The sequence below is a fragment of the Aquimarina gracilis genome, assembly GCF_035285365.1.
In the GTDB taxonomy this organism is placed as follows: Bacteria; Bacteroidota; Bacteroidia; order Flavobacteriales; family Flavobacteriaceae; genus Aquimarina; species Aquimarina gracilis.
On the sequence record NZ_JAYKLX010000002.1, the window covers coordinates 460,719 to 475,665 of the forward strand.

12 protein-coding genes are annotated in these 14,947 nt (G+C 35.9%); 4 read left to right on the plus strand and 8 right to left on the minus strand.

Annotated elements, in window-relative coordinates:
- Window positions 1–37 precede the first annotated feature (37 nt).
- The 6 genes from U6A24_RS04960 to U6A24_RS04985 all read right to left on the minus strand — a co-directional run bounded on the left by U6A24_RS04960 (window position 38) and on the right by U6A24_RS04985 (window position 8,618).
- Window positions 38–1,456, minus strand: coding sequence for a hypothetical protein (locus U6A24_RS04960; protein ID WP_324178834.1), 1,419 nt, complete (start codon window positions 1,454–1,456; stop codon window positions 38–40).
- 20 nt (window positions 1,457–1,476) lie between these two features.
- Entirely contained in the window at window positions 1,477–3,021 is a 1,545-nt protein-coding gene (locus U6A24_RS04965; RefSeq protein ID WP_324178835.1) for a RagB/SusD family nutrient uptake outer membrane protein, read from the minus strand.
- Between the two features lie 12 nt (window positions 3,022–3,033).
- On the minus strand, window positions 3,034–6,093 hold the full coding sequence (locus U6A24_RS04970) for a SusC/RagA family TonB-linked outer membrane protein (RefSeq protein ID WP_324178836.1): 3,060 nt from the start codon (window positions 6,091–6,093) through the stop codon (window positions 3,034–3,036).
- 392 nt (window positions 6,094–6,485) lie between these two features.
- On the minus strand, window positions 6,486–7,106 hold the full coding sequence (locus U6A24_RS04975) for an SRPBCC family protein (protein ID WP_324178837.1): 621 nt from the start codon (window positions 7,104–7,106) through the stop codon (window positions 6,486–6,488).
- Window positions 7,107–7,125: 19 nt separating this feature from the next.
- Window positions 7,126–7,629, minus strand: coding sequence for an SRPBCC family protein (locus U6A24_RS04980; protein WP_324178838.1), 504 nt, complete (start codon window positions 7,627–7,629; stop codon window positions 7,126–7,128).
- A gap of 110 nt (window positions 7,630–7,739) precedes the next feature.
- Window positions 7,740–8,618 (minus strand): RNA polymerase sigma factor, encoded by an 879-nt coding sequence (locus U6A24_RS04985; protein WP_324178839.1) that lies wholly within the window; start codon window positions 8,616–8,618, stop codon window positions 7,740–7,742.
- 128 nt (window positions 8,619–8,746) lie between these two features.
- Here U6A24_RS04985 and U6A24_RS04990 point away from each other — a divergent pair, with 128 nt between their 5' ends.
- From U6A24_RS04990 to U6A24_RS05005, 4 genes are all read left to right on the plus strand, one after another.
- Window positions 8,747–9,652 carry a helix-turn-helix transcriptional regulator gene (locus U6A24_RS04990; protein WP_324178840.1) on the plus strand — a complete coding sequence of 302 codons (906 nt, stop codon included), beginning with the start codon at window positions 8,747–8,749 and terminating at the stop codon, window positions 9,650–9,652.
- Window positions 9,653–9,776: 124 nt separating this feature from the next.
- A complete protein-coding gene (locus tag U6A24_RS04995) occupies window positions 9,777–10,589 on the plus strand; it encodes an aldo/keto reductase (protein ID WP_324178841.1) in 813 nt (270 codons plus the stop codon).
- A gap of 110 nt (window positions 10,590–10,699) precedes the next feature.
- A complete protein-coding gene (locus U6A24_RS05000) occupies window positions 10,700–10,966 on the plus strand; it encodes a hypothetical protein (RefSeq protein WP_324178842.1) in 267 nt (88 codons plus the stop codon).
- Window positions 10,967–10,985: 19 nt separating this feature from the next.
- The gene (locus U6A24_RS05005; RefSeq protein ID WP_324178843.1) at window positions 10,986–11,864 is read left to right on the plus strand and encodes a DUF6503 family protein; all 879 of its coding nucleotides are present in this window, start codon (window positions 10,986–10,988) and stop codon (window positions 11,862–11,864) included.
- 137 nt (window positions 11,865–12,001) lie between these two features.
- Here the strand turns inward: U6A24_RS05005 and U6A24_RS05010 are convergent, their stop codons facing one another.
- Both U6A24_RS05010 and U6A24_RS05015 read right to left on the minus strand, forming a co-directional pair.
- Complete coding sequence (locus U6A24_RS05010) at window positions 12,002–13,918, minus strand: nuclear transport factor 2 family protein (protein ID WP_324178844.1); 1,917 nt, start codon at window positions 13,916–13,918, stop codon at window positions 12,002–12,004.
- A 19-nt stretch (window positions 13,919–13,937) separates the two neighbouring features.
- A complete protein-coding gene (locus U6A24_RS05015) occupies window positions 13,938–14,912 on the minus strand; it encodes an alpha/beta hydrolase (protein ID WP_324178845.1) in 975 nt (324 codons plus the stop codon).
- Window positions 14,913–14,947 lie beyond the last annotated feature (35 nt).

The following is a 14,947-nucleotide window of genomic DNA, read 5'->3' on the forward strand; positions in this document are numbered from 1 at the left end:
ATCATTACTTCCTCCCATATTTATATTGAATTATTCTTTACTTAAAAGGTACAAAATCTTTCACATAAAACTCTCCCGCGGTAGTATGTCCGCTACCTCCAAATCTTAGAGTAAATACCGTATAACTTGTATTATCGGGCAATAATGTTCCTGATCCCGCGGCCGCAGCATCAGCCCCATCAAACTCAAGAGTAACCCACGTATCAAATTCGGTTACCGTTTGCGATATTACCGTCCAACGATTGAAGAATTCAGGATTGTCATCATGTAAAATCAGCTCCACAGTAGGCGTTAAAGCTCCAGAGAAATCTTGTCCTGAGGGGATAAAGACGTCTACCTTGAATTTATGATATTCTGAAAAGTCTATGGTTTCGGTCTGTGGTTGAAACTTAAAATCTTCAAAACCGCCAAACCTCCCATCATCTGGCCTATACACTCTAGCCACACCAGCATTACTACCTGCAGGATCTGCAACACCGTATGAAATATCTACTCCTTGTCCATAAGGGCTTCCATCGGCATTTGTTGTTCTTGGTTCTAAATTTGTTCCAGAAGATGCGTCTCCGGCTTCAAATGTAAAATATCGAGGCAATCCAGATGTTGCCAACGCATCAGCTCTAGGAGTCCCAGGTAATACCAAACTTGTTGTAGGTAAAAAATTACGAACATAAAAAATTGCCCCATTTTGGTGATTAGACCCACCTATTCTAATGGCAATTGTATTATAAATTGTTGCAGCAGCCAGTGCATCTCCTCCGTTCACACCTATAGTAAACCAAGAATCAAAATCAGCTGGATCTACTGTTGCATTGAGTACCGTCCATGTTTCCCAAAAAGCAGGGTTTGTATTATCCAAAAGAATAATCTCTACCAATGGCACAAGGTTATCATCGTAAGCATTGCTTGAAGGCATAAACACATCTAGTGTAAACTTGTTATATTCTGAAAAATCAATTGGAGCATCGAATGCCTCGAATTTAAAATCTGAGAAACCATCTGCTACATTTCCTTCGGGGCGGGTGTATCTCCCCACAATTTCATCTGATCCTGCCGGATCTGCGATTCCAAAATCAAGTGTGACACTATTTTCTGCTGGTAATACCAGGTTTACTGCCGATTCTGCTAACTCAAATGAGTGAAAATATGGCAATCCTAAACCTTGTAGTGCATCAAATCGTGGTGTTGCCTCAGGACACTCGCTACAATCCGAACCACCGCAATCTATACCTGTCTCATTTCCATTTTGGATTCCGTCTGAGCAAGTAGGACAAGCGACTCCGCTACCACCACCGCAATCCACACCGGTCTCATCAAGGTTTTGAATGCCATCTTGATAGGATGGAAGGACTGCGAAATTGAATTCGGGATCATCATCCTCACAAGAGGTAGCTAGTACGAACACTAATGCAAAGATTCCGTATTTAATTAATGACTTTAATTGAACTATATTTTTCATTTTAATTCGTTTAAATTTGGTTAGTAACCGAGATTTTGTTTCAACATTCCAGGAGGATACAAAGCGATCTCTACTGAAGGAATGGGTAGTAATTCATCCCTATTTACTGTAAATGATTTTCCGACCGCTTCTACGGCTTCTTTTACATCTCCCCATCTTACCAAATCGGTAAATCTGTTCCAGCCTTCAGTAGCTAATTCTCTTCTTCTTTCGTCTTTTATGCCTTGTAAATCATACGCGGGCGCAGCAGGATTTCCTGCCCCATATGCTCTATCTACCACTTGTTGAAAAGAAGACATTCCATCACCGCCACCACCTAAAAGCGAAGCTTCAGCATGCATTAAAAGAACATCGGCATATCGGAGTATTTTTTCATTTAAAGGAGATTGAAATGGTGATAATAATCCTTGGACTTCTTCAAAGGTGAGAAAGTATTTTCTGCTCATAGCATCGTTTCCAATAGCAAAAGGAAAACTTGCTGGCGCGGGATCCCATCCTCTTTCGGCCAATCCAGGAGAGAATGTTCTAGATCCTGGCAATATAAAAGTTGCTTCTTTTCTGGTGTCGCTATCATCAAAAAACTCTACCAGAGATCTGCGGGGAAGCATATTTCCAAAAGATTCATAACTATCAATAAACATAAACATGAATTTCCAAGAGCCAGAACCCTCTTGTATTGGTGTTGGGGTTTCGAAACCTCCACCCACTAGGCCATCTACATAATTAATTTCGAATAGTGATTCTTTTCCAAACTCATTATTTAATTTAAAATTATCACCGAAGTTTTCTTCTAGACTATAGATGCCTTGTGTCATTATTGCTTCGGTATATTTAACTACCTCTGGATATTCTTTTTGGTACAAGTGAGCTTTTGCCAAAATTCCTAATGCTGCACCAGAAGTGGCTCTCCATGGATCTGTTTCTCCTTTTCTTGGGAGTAATTGAATAGCCTCCTTGAGATCTTCTTCGATTTGATCATATACTTGTACTACTGATGCTCTTGGCTTGAATAATTGATCTTCGGTACTGGTAATAGCTTCAGTAAAAATTGGCACTCCACCAAAAAGTCTTACCAACTCAAAATAATAAAGCCCTCTTAAAAACTTGGCTTCGCCAATTATTCTTTCCTTTAATCCAGCTGTTTCAAAATTCTGAAACTCATTAGCTAATTCTATAGTGAAGTTCGCTCGAGAAATCCCTTGATACCATTTACTCCACACTCCTGCTACACTTGCATTATTAGGCAAAATTGTATTAAATTGATCAAAATTGGCTCCTATAGCCCAAAATGCTGCTTGTTGAGAGTGTTCATCATCAGATCGTATACTCTGAAACATTTGAGGAAATGTATGTGCTCCATTTACAAATTGCCATTGCAATGGGTCGTATACCGCAGTGAGTGATGCCAAAACATCCTCTTCTGTATTAAATGCATTTTCGGAAGTAATCTCAGTTACGGGTGTTTTTTCTAAAATATCATCTGTATTACAAGATCCAAATATTATGACGCAAGCAGTAGCAATTATAACTGCTTTTATATTGATTTTTTTGTTAAACGTTTTCATGTTCATTGCTTTTTAAAAGTTAAATTCAAAACCTAGTAAAAACTGTCTTGGTTGTGGATAAAATCCCCTGTCAATTCCAATATCCAAAGAACTATTAATGAAGTTCTCTCCTATCTCTGGATCAACACCATCATAATCTGTAAAGGTTAATAAGTTTTGACCCGATATGTAGATTCTAACTTTTTCGGCTCCTATTGCACTTATTGCGCTCTCAGGAAGACTATATCCAAGAGAAACATTTTTTACCTTGAGAAATGAACCATCTTTCACATGAAAATCTGAAACCAAATTTTCGCCATTTGTTAAGCTCGTAGCCGCCAAATTTCTAGGTGCTCCTACTTCTGTATAAGCAACAGGACGATTAGACCCAATCGCGTCATAACGAATGGTAGCGTCAAAAATATCATTACCTTGTGTCCCAAATAAGAAAGTTGAAAAATCGAATCCTTTATAACTAGCGCCAAAACTGATCCCATATGTATAATCCGGGAACGGGTCACCTATGAAAGTTTTATCTTCGGCATTTGGAGTAGTTTTATCATTGCCACTATTATCAAGATCGGCAAACAACAAGTTCCCTGCTGCATCAATTCCTTCAACCTGAAAACCATAAAAACTTGAAATAGGCTCTCCAACTGCAGTTAAGGTGATGTTATCTGCAAATAACGGTGCTGTAAACCCACCACCTATAGCTTGACCATCTGCACCTAGATCTGTTACTTCATTTTCATTAAAACCAACATTAACCGAAGCATTCCATGAAAATCCATTTTTATAGGTATCTCGATATGATAACAATACTTCAAATCCTGAGTTTTTAACACTTCCAACATTTACTACTGATGGATTTAAACCAGAAGTTAAAGGAGTATTGGCCGCCAATAAAATATCTGAAGTCTCTTTGTCGTAATACTCTACAGTCAATCCCAAGGAGTTTCCAAAAGCGTTAAGATCTAAACCAACATTAATCTGTTCTAGCTCTTCCCATTTAAGATCAGGATTTGCAAGTCCCGTAAGCACTACTCCTTGTTCCCCTCCGTATCCAGCTCCAGTATTTACTGAAGATTGAAATGCCAAGGCTCTTGGAGAGGCGTCATTACCACTAATCCCCCAGCTGGCTCTTAATTTTAGTAAGCTAATGACATTTGAGTTTTGAAGAAAATTCTCTTCAGAAATTACCCACCCTGCAGATGCTGAAGGGAACCATCCCGATCGATTATTCTCACCGAAATTAGAAGATCTGTCATTTCTAATAGTAGCACTAAGTAAGTATTTTTCATTAAGGTTGTAATCTACTTTTCCAAAGTAAGAAACCAATCCCACTTCTTGTACAAAACCTGGAGTAACCAAGGCATCTGTAATATCTGTGGATAATGAAAAGTTTACATCATCAAAATTATTGGTTAAGAATTCTCCGGCATCTGTAACTGTATCTCCCGCAATTAATTCGTTTTCTACCACTTCATAACCAGCCAAAACTTTGAGATTATGACCTTTTTCAATCAAGTTACCAAAAAGATATTCTGCCGTTCCTCCCCATTGTCTTCTTATAAAATCGGTCGTGAATTCAGAATAATTTCCAAAAGGCCCACTATTAAATATTTGAGAAGGAATTGACAAAGTAGGTACAAACCCTCTATTAAGAGCTGATAAGTTAAAAGAAGAATATGTAGCTCTTAGGTTTAAATTTTCTATGGGCTCCCAATTTAATGCTCCACCCAAAACCGATATATCCTGTACTGCTTCATTGTTTTGAATAGCAATACTCCAAATTGGATTTGTAACCGCTCCTAACACATTAAGAGGCACACCCTGAAATGTGGGATTTGGATTTTGTCTTCCGGGATTAAAAATTTCTCCATCTTCGGCAAAAACTGGGTAAATTGGAGGAAGTGCCGTGATAAAGTTCATTAATGCATTACCTGGACCTCCATTATTTTCACTTAAAAAATAACGCTGTACACTTTGATAATCTGCTGTAAGGTCTACGCTAAGGTTTTTTGTAATATCGGCATTTAAGCTTCCTCTTATGTTTCTTCTATTAAATTCTGATTTGCCTTCCCCTCCAACAATACCTTCCTGATCAAAAAAACCACCAGATACCGAGTATGCAATTTGCTCTGTACCATCCTTTAAAGAAACATAAACATCCTGTATTGGTGCATCATTAAACAACACATCATACCAATCGGTATCGGGTAATAATGCGCGTTCTTCATCTGAGAAAGTCCCTCTAAAACCTTCGGCTAGATTTGCACCCGCAGCAGCAACTCCTGCATTATAATAATCGATATATTGATCTTTATTCATAAGGTCAGGTTTATTTCCTAAACTTTGAAAGCCATAGAAACCTTTAATAGTGATATCTGGTTTGGAACGCCCTCTTTTACCTTTAACAGTTTCTACCAAAACAACCCCATTACCACCTCTAGAACCGTAAATAGCTGCAGAAGCCGCATCCTTCAAAATTGATATTTTACCTATATCATTTGGGTTAAGGTATTCTAAGTTGGGAACCTGTAAACCATCTACAATGTAAAGTGGTTGAGAACTATTAGGCGATCCTACCCCTCGTATTCTAACAGTTAATGGTGATCCAGGCGATCCCGAAGTTTGAGCAACTACAACACCAGGTGCTGTACCTTGTAAGGCCGCCTCTGCCCTTTGAATAGGTAATTCTTCTATTTGATTTGAAGATATCGTAGAAACCGCTGTTGTAATGGTCTTTTTGTTTTGAACTTGACCATATCCCAATATTACCACTTCGTCTAGTGATTGAGTATCTGGTTGTAATGATACATTTATGGTTTTTCGTCCTGCAACTTGAATTTCTTGCGTTTGAAAACCTAAATAACTAAATACTAATGTTCCATTTTCTGGCACATCACTTATTATATACTGACCATCAAAATCTGTTGATGCCCCATTATTTGTTCCTTTGACAATTACATTCACCCCTGGAACCGGGATTCCATTGTCACCAGTAACCACCCCCGAAACACTTTGTGAATAAGTGTTACTTACCATCAAAAAGACTCCTATTAAAAGAATCTTAAGTAAGTTATTTTCCATACTTGACTGTTTTAAAATTATTAATAGTTTGTTTGTTGTTTTGCGAAAAATTGGTGGTTCTAAATTAGTTTTTCTCAAACCTCAGTCAAAAAAATTACGGTTTTAGTGTAAAAAGAACAGATATGAAAATAGTAGTTTCCTAAAACTTAACCTTAACTCTAAAATCTACATAAACACTTGATAAGCAAATGTTTAATTAGTTTTAGACAGAATCGTTTTATGTTTTTCTCAAACGTTTAAGTAAATTCCTTTCGTTTAAAAGTTTAAAGCCAAAAAATGACTAGTCTTTAAAAATCTCCTATATATATTATCAATTTTTCTTAAAAACGAACGAAAACATAAAAAAGCTCACAAAGTTTGTGAGCGATAATTTTAATTTTAAGGTTGTACTTCTATTTTGTCTTCACCAACGTAGGTTTAGGATACTTCTCTTTTATCTCTTTATACTTGTCATTGGTCGCATTTACTTTTTCACCTGTTTCAATATAATGCTTTAAACCAACCAAGGTGCCGGCCAAAGTTTTTCTGAAGCTTCCTTTGGCAATAGCTCCCATAAAGGCTGGTTTGGTTCTGAACTGAAACTCATAAGAAGCTGTTGATGTACCATCACCATTATCCTTTACTCGATAATATGCTTGTGAATTATCCATATCTAACGGAAACTTTTGGGCATCAATTACAATATTACGCATCACCATATTTTGATTATCAATTTCAACGATGCGCTCATGTGTCCATCTTGATCCTTTTCTATTGAAGCTACATTTTCGTTCTGCTCCTTTTTCACCTTTCAGCGAACCACTTATATAATCTGAAGCGTAGATGTAAGGAGAGAAATTGGCTATTTCCCCATAATCCAATACCATGGCTCGCCAAACCTTATTTGCTGGTGCATTGATTTGGGTTTCTACTTTCAACGTTCTGTACCTTTTTGACATACTTTGTGCAAGCATAGTCGTGCTACATATGGACAATAGAAGTCCTGCAACGAATGTTGTCATTGTTATTTTCATTTTTATAAAGTTTAAAGTTCTATGCGGCTTTTTGACCTTTCTTTTTAAAGTATTTTTGGTCTGATTTAATTTTGGCTTCTGTCAATTTTCCGGTTTCAATGAAATATTTGAGGTCTGCCAATGTTTGGTTAACATCCTTTTTCATCTTTGGAACTATCATCCAACCCATAAATATCTTGGGAATCGTAGCAAACTCAATATCCAAATCGATTGATACTTCCGAAGTATTTACTCCTTTCTGAAGAACTTTCCAGGTATTTTTTGCACTTTTCATTATAGCCGGCAACCCATCTGCATAATAGGTATAAGTCTTATTTTCTATGTCGAGATTTTCTACGATTTCATGGATTTCACCCCAGGTAGACATACATGCTCTTCCTCCATTATTACTTCCTTGTACTTCTCTATAGTCAGAACTATTTACGGTACTTGCCCATTTGCAAACCTGACCATAGTCACCCCACAACACCTCCCAAACTTTCTCTGCAGAAGCATTGATCTTTATTGTTTTCTGAATTTTCATGGTTTTATATTTTTCGTTTTTATCTTAGATTCTAAAAAAGAATTTGTGTGACCACTTTGCATAAAAAAACCCGAACAGATTGTTCGGGTTTTAATTTTGGAGTCCATTTGTCAATTAAGATTCATAAGGTGTTTTATATGGTCATCGTTTACGATATCTTCGAGAATAGATTTTTTATCAAAGTCTTTTTTAAAAGGAAGTTTTTGGTATAACTCATGATATTTTTCTTCAACATAATCTAACATCTTATCTGCCTTGGGACGAATAAAAGTTCTAAAATTTTGGTATTCAGAACGGTTATATAGCAAGTTTTTGCTGTCAATGGCTTTCCCTTTGATAGCATAAGTAACTTTTTTATGGCATCTACACGGATTATTTTTATTCACCAAACCGCATTTCTCATTCATGAAGTTAAATATGTCTTTACGTGCTCTAGATAATCTTTTTCTGAAACTATCTTTTGAAATCCCCAGAATTTCAGAACCTATAACATGATCGGCATTAAACATTTCTCCTAGAATGAAAGTTAATCGTTGCTCCCTAGTTAAACAAAGTAACATCCCGCTCATACACATATAATTCATCTCTCGAATCACTTCTTTCTTTTCTTGTTGCTCTAATTCGGTGAGAGGGGTGTCCGGAACATCGTCTAATGCCTTTGCTATGGTATCAAAGCTATCCAACACTTTTTCAAAGGGTCTACGCTTACTCATTAAGAAATGATTAGCTACAATTCTATATAACCATGTTCTAAAAGAGCTTTTACCTTCAAATTGTGCTAGTTTGGTAATTACTTTGATATTTACCTCTTGGGTAAGATCTTCTGCATCCGTTGGGTTACGAACCATCTTCCATGCAACATTATAGATATAAGGTTGATGTTTCAGGATTAGTTTCTCCAAAGATTTTTTATTACCAGATTTGGCTTCATTTACCAATTGAATATCTGTGATGTCACCTTTGTATTCTTTCAGAAATGGATTTTCCATAATTCGCTTTTTGAATTAGATGCCTAATCAAGTGATATGTGACAACATGATCCTTTATTTTTAAAAACTATGTATAATTTACAATTCTTATAACGAATCATCTTGCTTAAAATCTATATTTTTAAGCTATGCGTCGAGAAATAGTAGTATTTAAAGATATTGCAACCTTACTTAGAGGTCTTAAAACTGTTACTCCCAAACATCCTCATTTTCAGATTCATCGTTTTGAAGATGCCCCTGAGACTCAGGTTAACGAGACTACTATCTTTAGAAGCAATACTTATGTAGTAATACTTTTGCTTGACGGAGAGGCAGATTACAAAATAGGACTTCACGACTATCATATGGGCCCCGGTTCACTTTACTTTCTTGGACCTCAACACCTACGATACTATAAACGAAATGAGAATAACTGGAAGGGTTTTGTATGTATTTTCACCGATGAATTTACTACCAATACCAAACTTCCAAATCATTTTAATGACTATCCTTTTTATAGTCTAAAAGGAAATCAAAAATTTCAGTTAGAAGGAAAATTACTCCAAAAATTCACACAACTGATTACACAACTATATCATTATTTCGAAGTCTCAGCATTAGAAAATTGCTGGCATCAACTTCATATAATTTTAAATGAATCTCGAAAATTACATCGTGAATTGTATGAAGAGAGTGAAGTAAAACCAGGGACGCAATTGGTTATTGATTTCAATAGTGCTTTAGAGAAACATTTTTATGACGTAGCTACCAATAAAGCTGAATATATATTTTCAGTGAATGATTTTGCCCAAATTTTACATATACATCCTAATCATCTAAGCAATACCTTAAAAAAGTATACTGGTGAAACAGCTGGACAGTTAATTAAAAAACGTACGGTTCTTGAAGCTAAGTCTTTGTTACTTTCTACAGAGATGTCTGTTTCTCAAGTTGCTTACTTCTTAAAATTCAACGACACTTCCTACTTTACAAAGTTTTTTAAAGGTGCTGAAGGGTCAACTCCCAAAGAATTCCAAAGATCCAATAAACGGTAACCGTCAATACTCCGATATTTTTTAAAAACTACCATTACTACAGTAAAAACTACCAAAAATCGACCTACGTGCCGCCATACCTTTGTACTATAAATAATTGGTAATTCATTTAAAACATACAATCATGAAAACGCAAAAAACATACAAATTAGGAAATCAAGAAATCAACAGATTAGGTTTCGGAACCATGAGAGCTACAACCGGACCTGGAATTTGGGGTGACACTCCAAACAAATCCGATGCCATTAAGGTTATAAGAACTGCTATCGAAAATGGTGTCAACTTTATTGATACGGCTGATGCTTATGGACCTTATACTTCAGAGCTCTTAGTAAAAGAAGCTATAGAACCTTTTAAAAATGAAGTAGTCATTGCTACCAAAGGTGGGGCGGTAAAATACAAACCTGGGGCTGTAATGGCTAATGGTCATCCATACTATCTAAGAACTGCTGTAGAAGGAAGTCTACGAAGACTTAATCGAGAAACTATCGATTTATATTTTCTACATAGAGTAGACCCTACTATTCCTATTGAAGAATCTGTAGGCGCCTTGGCAGATATGCAAAAGCAAGGAATGATCAAGCAAATAGGAATTTCTAATGTAACTGTTGAACAGGTGAAAAGGGCACAAACCGTGGCAAAAATTGATGCGGTACAAAATGCCTTCAATTTTCAAGACAGAAGATATGAAGACGTAGTAAAACTTACCGCCAAAGAAAATATTGCCTTTGTTGCTCATACTCCTATTGCCGTAAACAATTGGAACCACGAAATTGTATCTCAATCGACAGAAGGGTTGTCTATTAATCAACTCTCACTTAGCTGGTTACTTGGTTTCGAAGAAAATGTAATTCCTATTCCAGGCACCTCTTCTCTTGAGCATTTGAAAGAAAACCTAATGGTTAACGACTTATATGTTCACCCAGATAATTTTTAAAAATAATTGTCATGAAAAAATTAATCATCACTACAATAGTATATATGGTAATCTCGGTAACTATAATGATTGTAGGATTTGCCATAATAGCATATTAAAATTATAAGAAAATGAAAACTACACTGAAGATTATAGCATTAACCTGGCTAGGAATCTATCCTTTAATCACATTAATTCTATGGTTACTTGGAGAAAACCTGAGCCAAATTATACTTCCGTTAAGAACTTTATTGTTAACCTTGATTTTAGTACCTTTAATGACACTTCTAGTAATGCCATTTTTGAAAAGGATATTTGGTCATTGGTTGCAACCAGAAACTAAACTTCTGAAAAAAGAAACTCTTAATCCAGTAGAAAAAAGTCGAAATGACATATAACTTCATAAAACCAAACATTATGAAAATCACACAAATTTTTAAGGTAGGACTACTTGCTATTTCATTATTGCTTCTAAGCTGTAACCAGAAAAAACAAAATGACACTTCTGAAGAAACTACAAACCAAGAAGTTACATCACATGAGGAAACAAAGGAAAAAGAAATTATTTATGATGTAAATAAGCCTGAAACCATCATCAAGGCTATTGCCGAAGCTTCTGGAGGTTGGAATAATCTCTGGAACCTTAAGGATGTCGAATACACCTATACCTATGAACAAGCAGATGGTAAAAAAGATGTATCTCTTGAACGTTACATTTTTGACGGAGAGTATTCCTGGGGTAAGTATACAACGCATCAAGTCAATGTATTACCCCAAGGGGATCAATCTGTAATACAATCCTTTGCAAATAAAAAGATAAAAGTTAGCATGGATGGCAAAGAAATAACCAATAAAAAGATTTTAGGTACTGCTGATTTTCTGAGACAAGTAAACTATTATTGGTTTATGATGAATTTTAAAATTGGTGATCCAGGAACCGCTTATGAATATCTAGGACAGGAAACAGTAGATGGAAGAACATATGACAAAATAACCGTTTCTTACGATCCACAAAAAACTGGAAAAGAAGTTAATGATGCCTATATCTTATATGTAAATCCCGAAACTAAACTTATTGATCAATTTTATTTTTCATTACCTGCCTGGGGAATTAATGAAACCGTATTATTAATGAAAGTGAAGTATACCGAAATTGATGGAATTCAAGTTTCTACACATCGATATGCCTATATCCCTAATGAAAAAGGAGAATATCCCGCAGAGCCCTCTTTATCAGAAATCTCAACGAATGTAAAATTCAACAACGGTTTTAAACCAGAAGATTTTAAGATTTAATAAATTGAAAACCGTATAAATATTACCTTAAGCACATTGAAGTTCATCATTTAAACATGAACTGAGAATGAAAAAGAATTAACAAAAGAAGCAGTTTTACCACTGCTTCTTTTACTTCGAATATTTTTCCATTGTTTTTATTTTTTTAAATAATCGATTACTGCCGCCATCGCATCGTTCACTGCTTCTTTCTCAAAGTACAATTGTTGTTGATTGTATTCATTTAACCATTTGATCTCTTTTTTACCCGATAAAAGTTCATAAAATTGCTTTGTTCCTTGAGGTACTGCCCCACTTTCACTATGCACAATAAATACGGGTTGTTTTATTTTTTCTCCAATAGAAATTCCATCAAAGGTTAGCCAGGGTTCCCAACTACTTATAGCAAATCGGTTATCATAAAGTTTTCCTGCTGCCTTGGAAGGATTTAAATAATAATCAAATACATTTTCAGGAACAAACATGGCGCTCAAAGGGTCCAATTCACTTGCTGCCAATACATATTCCATTTCTCCTGTTTTGGCATAATTGACCTTGGCCTCTTTGGCAGCTTTTATTAATCTATCGGTTCCTCCTGGACGCATATCATAAATACTTTTTGCAATTTCTGGATTATGTAACCATGGTGCCACCAAAATGAGTTTGCTTAACCTTTCATCCTGCGCTACAGCATGTGCCATATACCCCGAACTTGCGCAAACCCCCAAACCAGAAATATCGTTAACATCTACATTCTTATGACTAATCAAAAAATCTGTAGCAGCTTTGATATCCACAATTTTCAATTTATAATCTTCTACCTGTCTAGGCTGTCCTTCGCTTTCACCAAAACCTGTAAAATCAAAAGTTAAGGTTATAAATCCATCTTTGGCCATCAAACTGGCATATTCATCAGGCATTTGTTCTTTTACACTCGTCCAGCTTCCCGTTACAATTGCTGCAGGGTATTTTTTAGAAGTATCAAATCCCGGAGGTAAGAATAAATGTCCTTTTAATATGATTCCATTACTTGTAAAACTCACTTTTTCACGTGATACACCACTATCTGTTGTGGCTCCAGATTTATGAACTGAAAAGGTTTCCGGTTGTAGTCCGGGCCAGCTGTTTAATAAGATGTTTGGGTTAAAGAATTCTGTAAATTCAATGATTTTTTCATTTTTAGTTTTAAAAATACCTACATAATAATTGTTGTATGGTTTGCCCTCACCTGTGGTAACAATCCCATTATACCTTACTAAAACGGTATTAGGGTCTGCAGTGAGGTAATACTCTCGGTCGTATTTTTGTGTATAACTCATTACGTCGGTATATTGATTACGCATAGCATCAATTCCTGTTAATGATTTTGGAAAGTTACCTGGAGAGAGCGGCATAATTTGTTTAACATTTGTATCCATAGTCGCTAATACTTCATCTAGATTTCTAGCTTCCAAGGCTTGAAAAAACTGATCCACAGTTTCTTTGGCTACACTTTCTTTGAAATTGAAAGTTTTACCTTCTTCAACATTTTTTAAGGCTTGCGCCGGAAGTGTTGTGTCTCCATCTTGATTATACAGACTTAAGTCAATGCGAGCTAGTTTCCAACTTTCATTTTCTTTTATGTATTCGGTATCATAACCAACAAAAACCGTCCATTGTTTTCCATCTAGGTAATGCGTCGCGATCGCATCCAAAGTAGCACTTGCTCTATTTCCGGCCACCCAAATAGCTTCATTATGTATTTGATGAATGGTTTTTTCAAATCCAGGAAGTAGTGCTTTCCATCCGGTAAGGATTTCATCGGGTGATTTGAACCCATCATCTCCTCCTAAAGCCGTATAATCGGTATATACACTATCTGCCATTGTTGATTTCACCTCTTCCCAATTGCGATTATCTACTTCATTAAATAAAGTTTGAATCAATTGGTTAATTTCTTTACGTTCTTTTTCTGTTGAATTTATATTCTTGGCTATCATCTTGCTATCTTCTTTGGTATTATTATTTTCTTTCTTTTCTGTTTTACATGCTGTTATCATAAAAATTGATAACAGCATGATGTATATGGCTTTCATAGTATCTTCTTTTAGTTAATTAATCTATATGGGCTTTGATGAATCGCACAGCATTTTCAGATGCTTCTTGAACTTGTTTTTCTTGGTCATAGAAATCAAAGTGATATCCATCTAACCACACTAATTCTTTTTCACCTTCAAGATCATTATAGAACTTCTTTGCATTATCTGGTAAGGCACTCTCGTCGGAATGAATGACCATAACAGGGGACTGGATATTTTTAGCTTTATCCATAGGACTAAAATCTAACCAGGTGGCCCAACTCATAGTTGCAAATTCATTTCTCCACTCCTCTACTCCGCCACCACGAGTTGTATCCATATAGTATTCCATCGGGCCAAAATGAGAGGCCGTTTTATCGGTATCGCTGTAGGCAAGGATAATCTCATTTTTACCCTGTGTTTCATACTGTTCTTTCGCCTGATTGCCAGACGCTCGTAGTGTTCTTAAATTTTCTTCACTTCCATATAACAAGGGCAATGTTTCCTCATTGGGTAACCAAGCAGCAACAGTAATGATTGCTTTTATTCTGTCATCAGCTTCGGCTAGATAAGCCATATTTCCTCCTGAAGTACATACGCCTAAAGCACCTACTCCCGAAACATAATCCAAACCTTCTAAAAAGGTTACCGCAGCCTGCAAATCTTTTAGTTTCTGTGCAGGATCTTCAAACTGTCTTGGTAATCCTTCACTTTCGCCATAATGGCTATAATCAAATGCCAGCGCTATGATTCCCTGTTGGGCAAGCTTACTTGCATAGGTACTTGCCATTTGTTCTTTTACAGAGGTTAGAGAACCACCAATAAGTACTGCTGGATACTTTTTATTCTCGTCAAAATCGGCTGGAGTAAAAAGGTGACCAATTAATTGTAAATTATCTCTTTTGAATGTTACTTTTTTCATAGTGCTATTTTTTTGAATTAAACTTTTCTTTTTTGCGTTTACTAACAAACTTACTAGTATGATTACTGTAGTTGTGAATATCTTTTTCATGGCTTTATTTTTTAGTATTATGAATTAATTACACT

Excerpts from the sequence above, each read along its gene's own strand:
- U6A24_RS05000 (WP_324178842.1), top strand. The coding sequence starts at position 10,700 with ATGAAAACTACACTGAAGATTATAGCATTAACCTGGCTAGGAATCTAT.
- U6A24_RS04995 (WP_324178841.1), top strand. The coding sequence starts at position 9,777 with ATGAAAACGCAAAAAACATACAAATTAGGAAATCAAGAAATCAACAGA.
- U6A24_RS05005 (WP_324178843.1), top strand. The coding sequence starts at position 10,986 with ATGAAAATCACACAAATTTTTAAGGTAGGACTACTTGCTATTTCATTA.
- U6A24_RS04990 (WP_324178840.1), top strand. The coding sequence starts at position 8,747 with ATGCGTCGAGAAATAGTAGTATTTAAAGATATTGCAACCTTACTTAGA.
- U6A24_RS04985 (WP_324178839.1), bottom strand. The coding sequence starts at position 8,618 with ATGGAAAATCCATTTCTGAAAGAATACAAAGGTGACATCACAGATATT.
- U6A24_RS04960 (WP_324178834.1), bottom strand. The coding sequence starts at position 1,456 with ATGAAAAATATAGTTCAATTAAAGTCATTAATTAAATACGGAATCTTT.
- U6A24_RS04980 (WP_324178838.1), bottom strand. The coding sequence starts at position 7,629 with ATGAAAATTCAGAAAACAATAAAGATCAATGCTTCTGCAGAGAAAGTT.
- U6A24_RS04965 (WP_324178835.1), bottom strand. The coding sequence starts at position 3,021 with ATGAAAACGTTTAACAAAAAAATCAATATAAAAGCAGTTATAATTGCT.
- U6A24_RS05010 (WP_324178844.1), bottom strand. The coding sequence starts at position 13,918 with ATGAAAGCCATATACATCATGCTGTTATCAATTTTTATGATAACAGCA.
- U6A24_RS04970 (WP_324178836.1), bottom strand. The coding sequence starts at position 6,093 with ATGGAAAATAACTTACTTAAGATTCTTTTAATAGGAGTCTTTTTGATG.
- U6A24_RS04975 (WP_324178837.1), bottom strand. The coding sequence starts at position 7,106 with ATGAAAATAACAATGACAACATTCGTTGCAGGACTTCTATTGTCCATA.
- U6A24_RS05015 (WP_324178845.1), bottom strand. The coding sequence starts at position 14,912 with ATGAAAAAGATATTCACAACTACAGTAATCATACTAGTAAGTTTGTTA.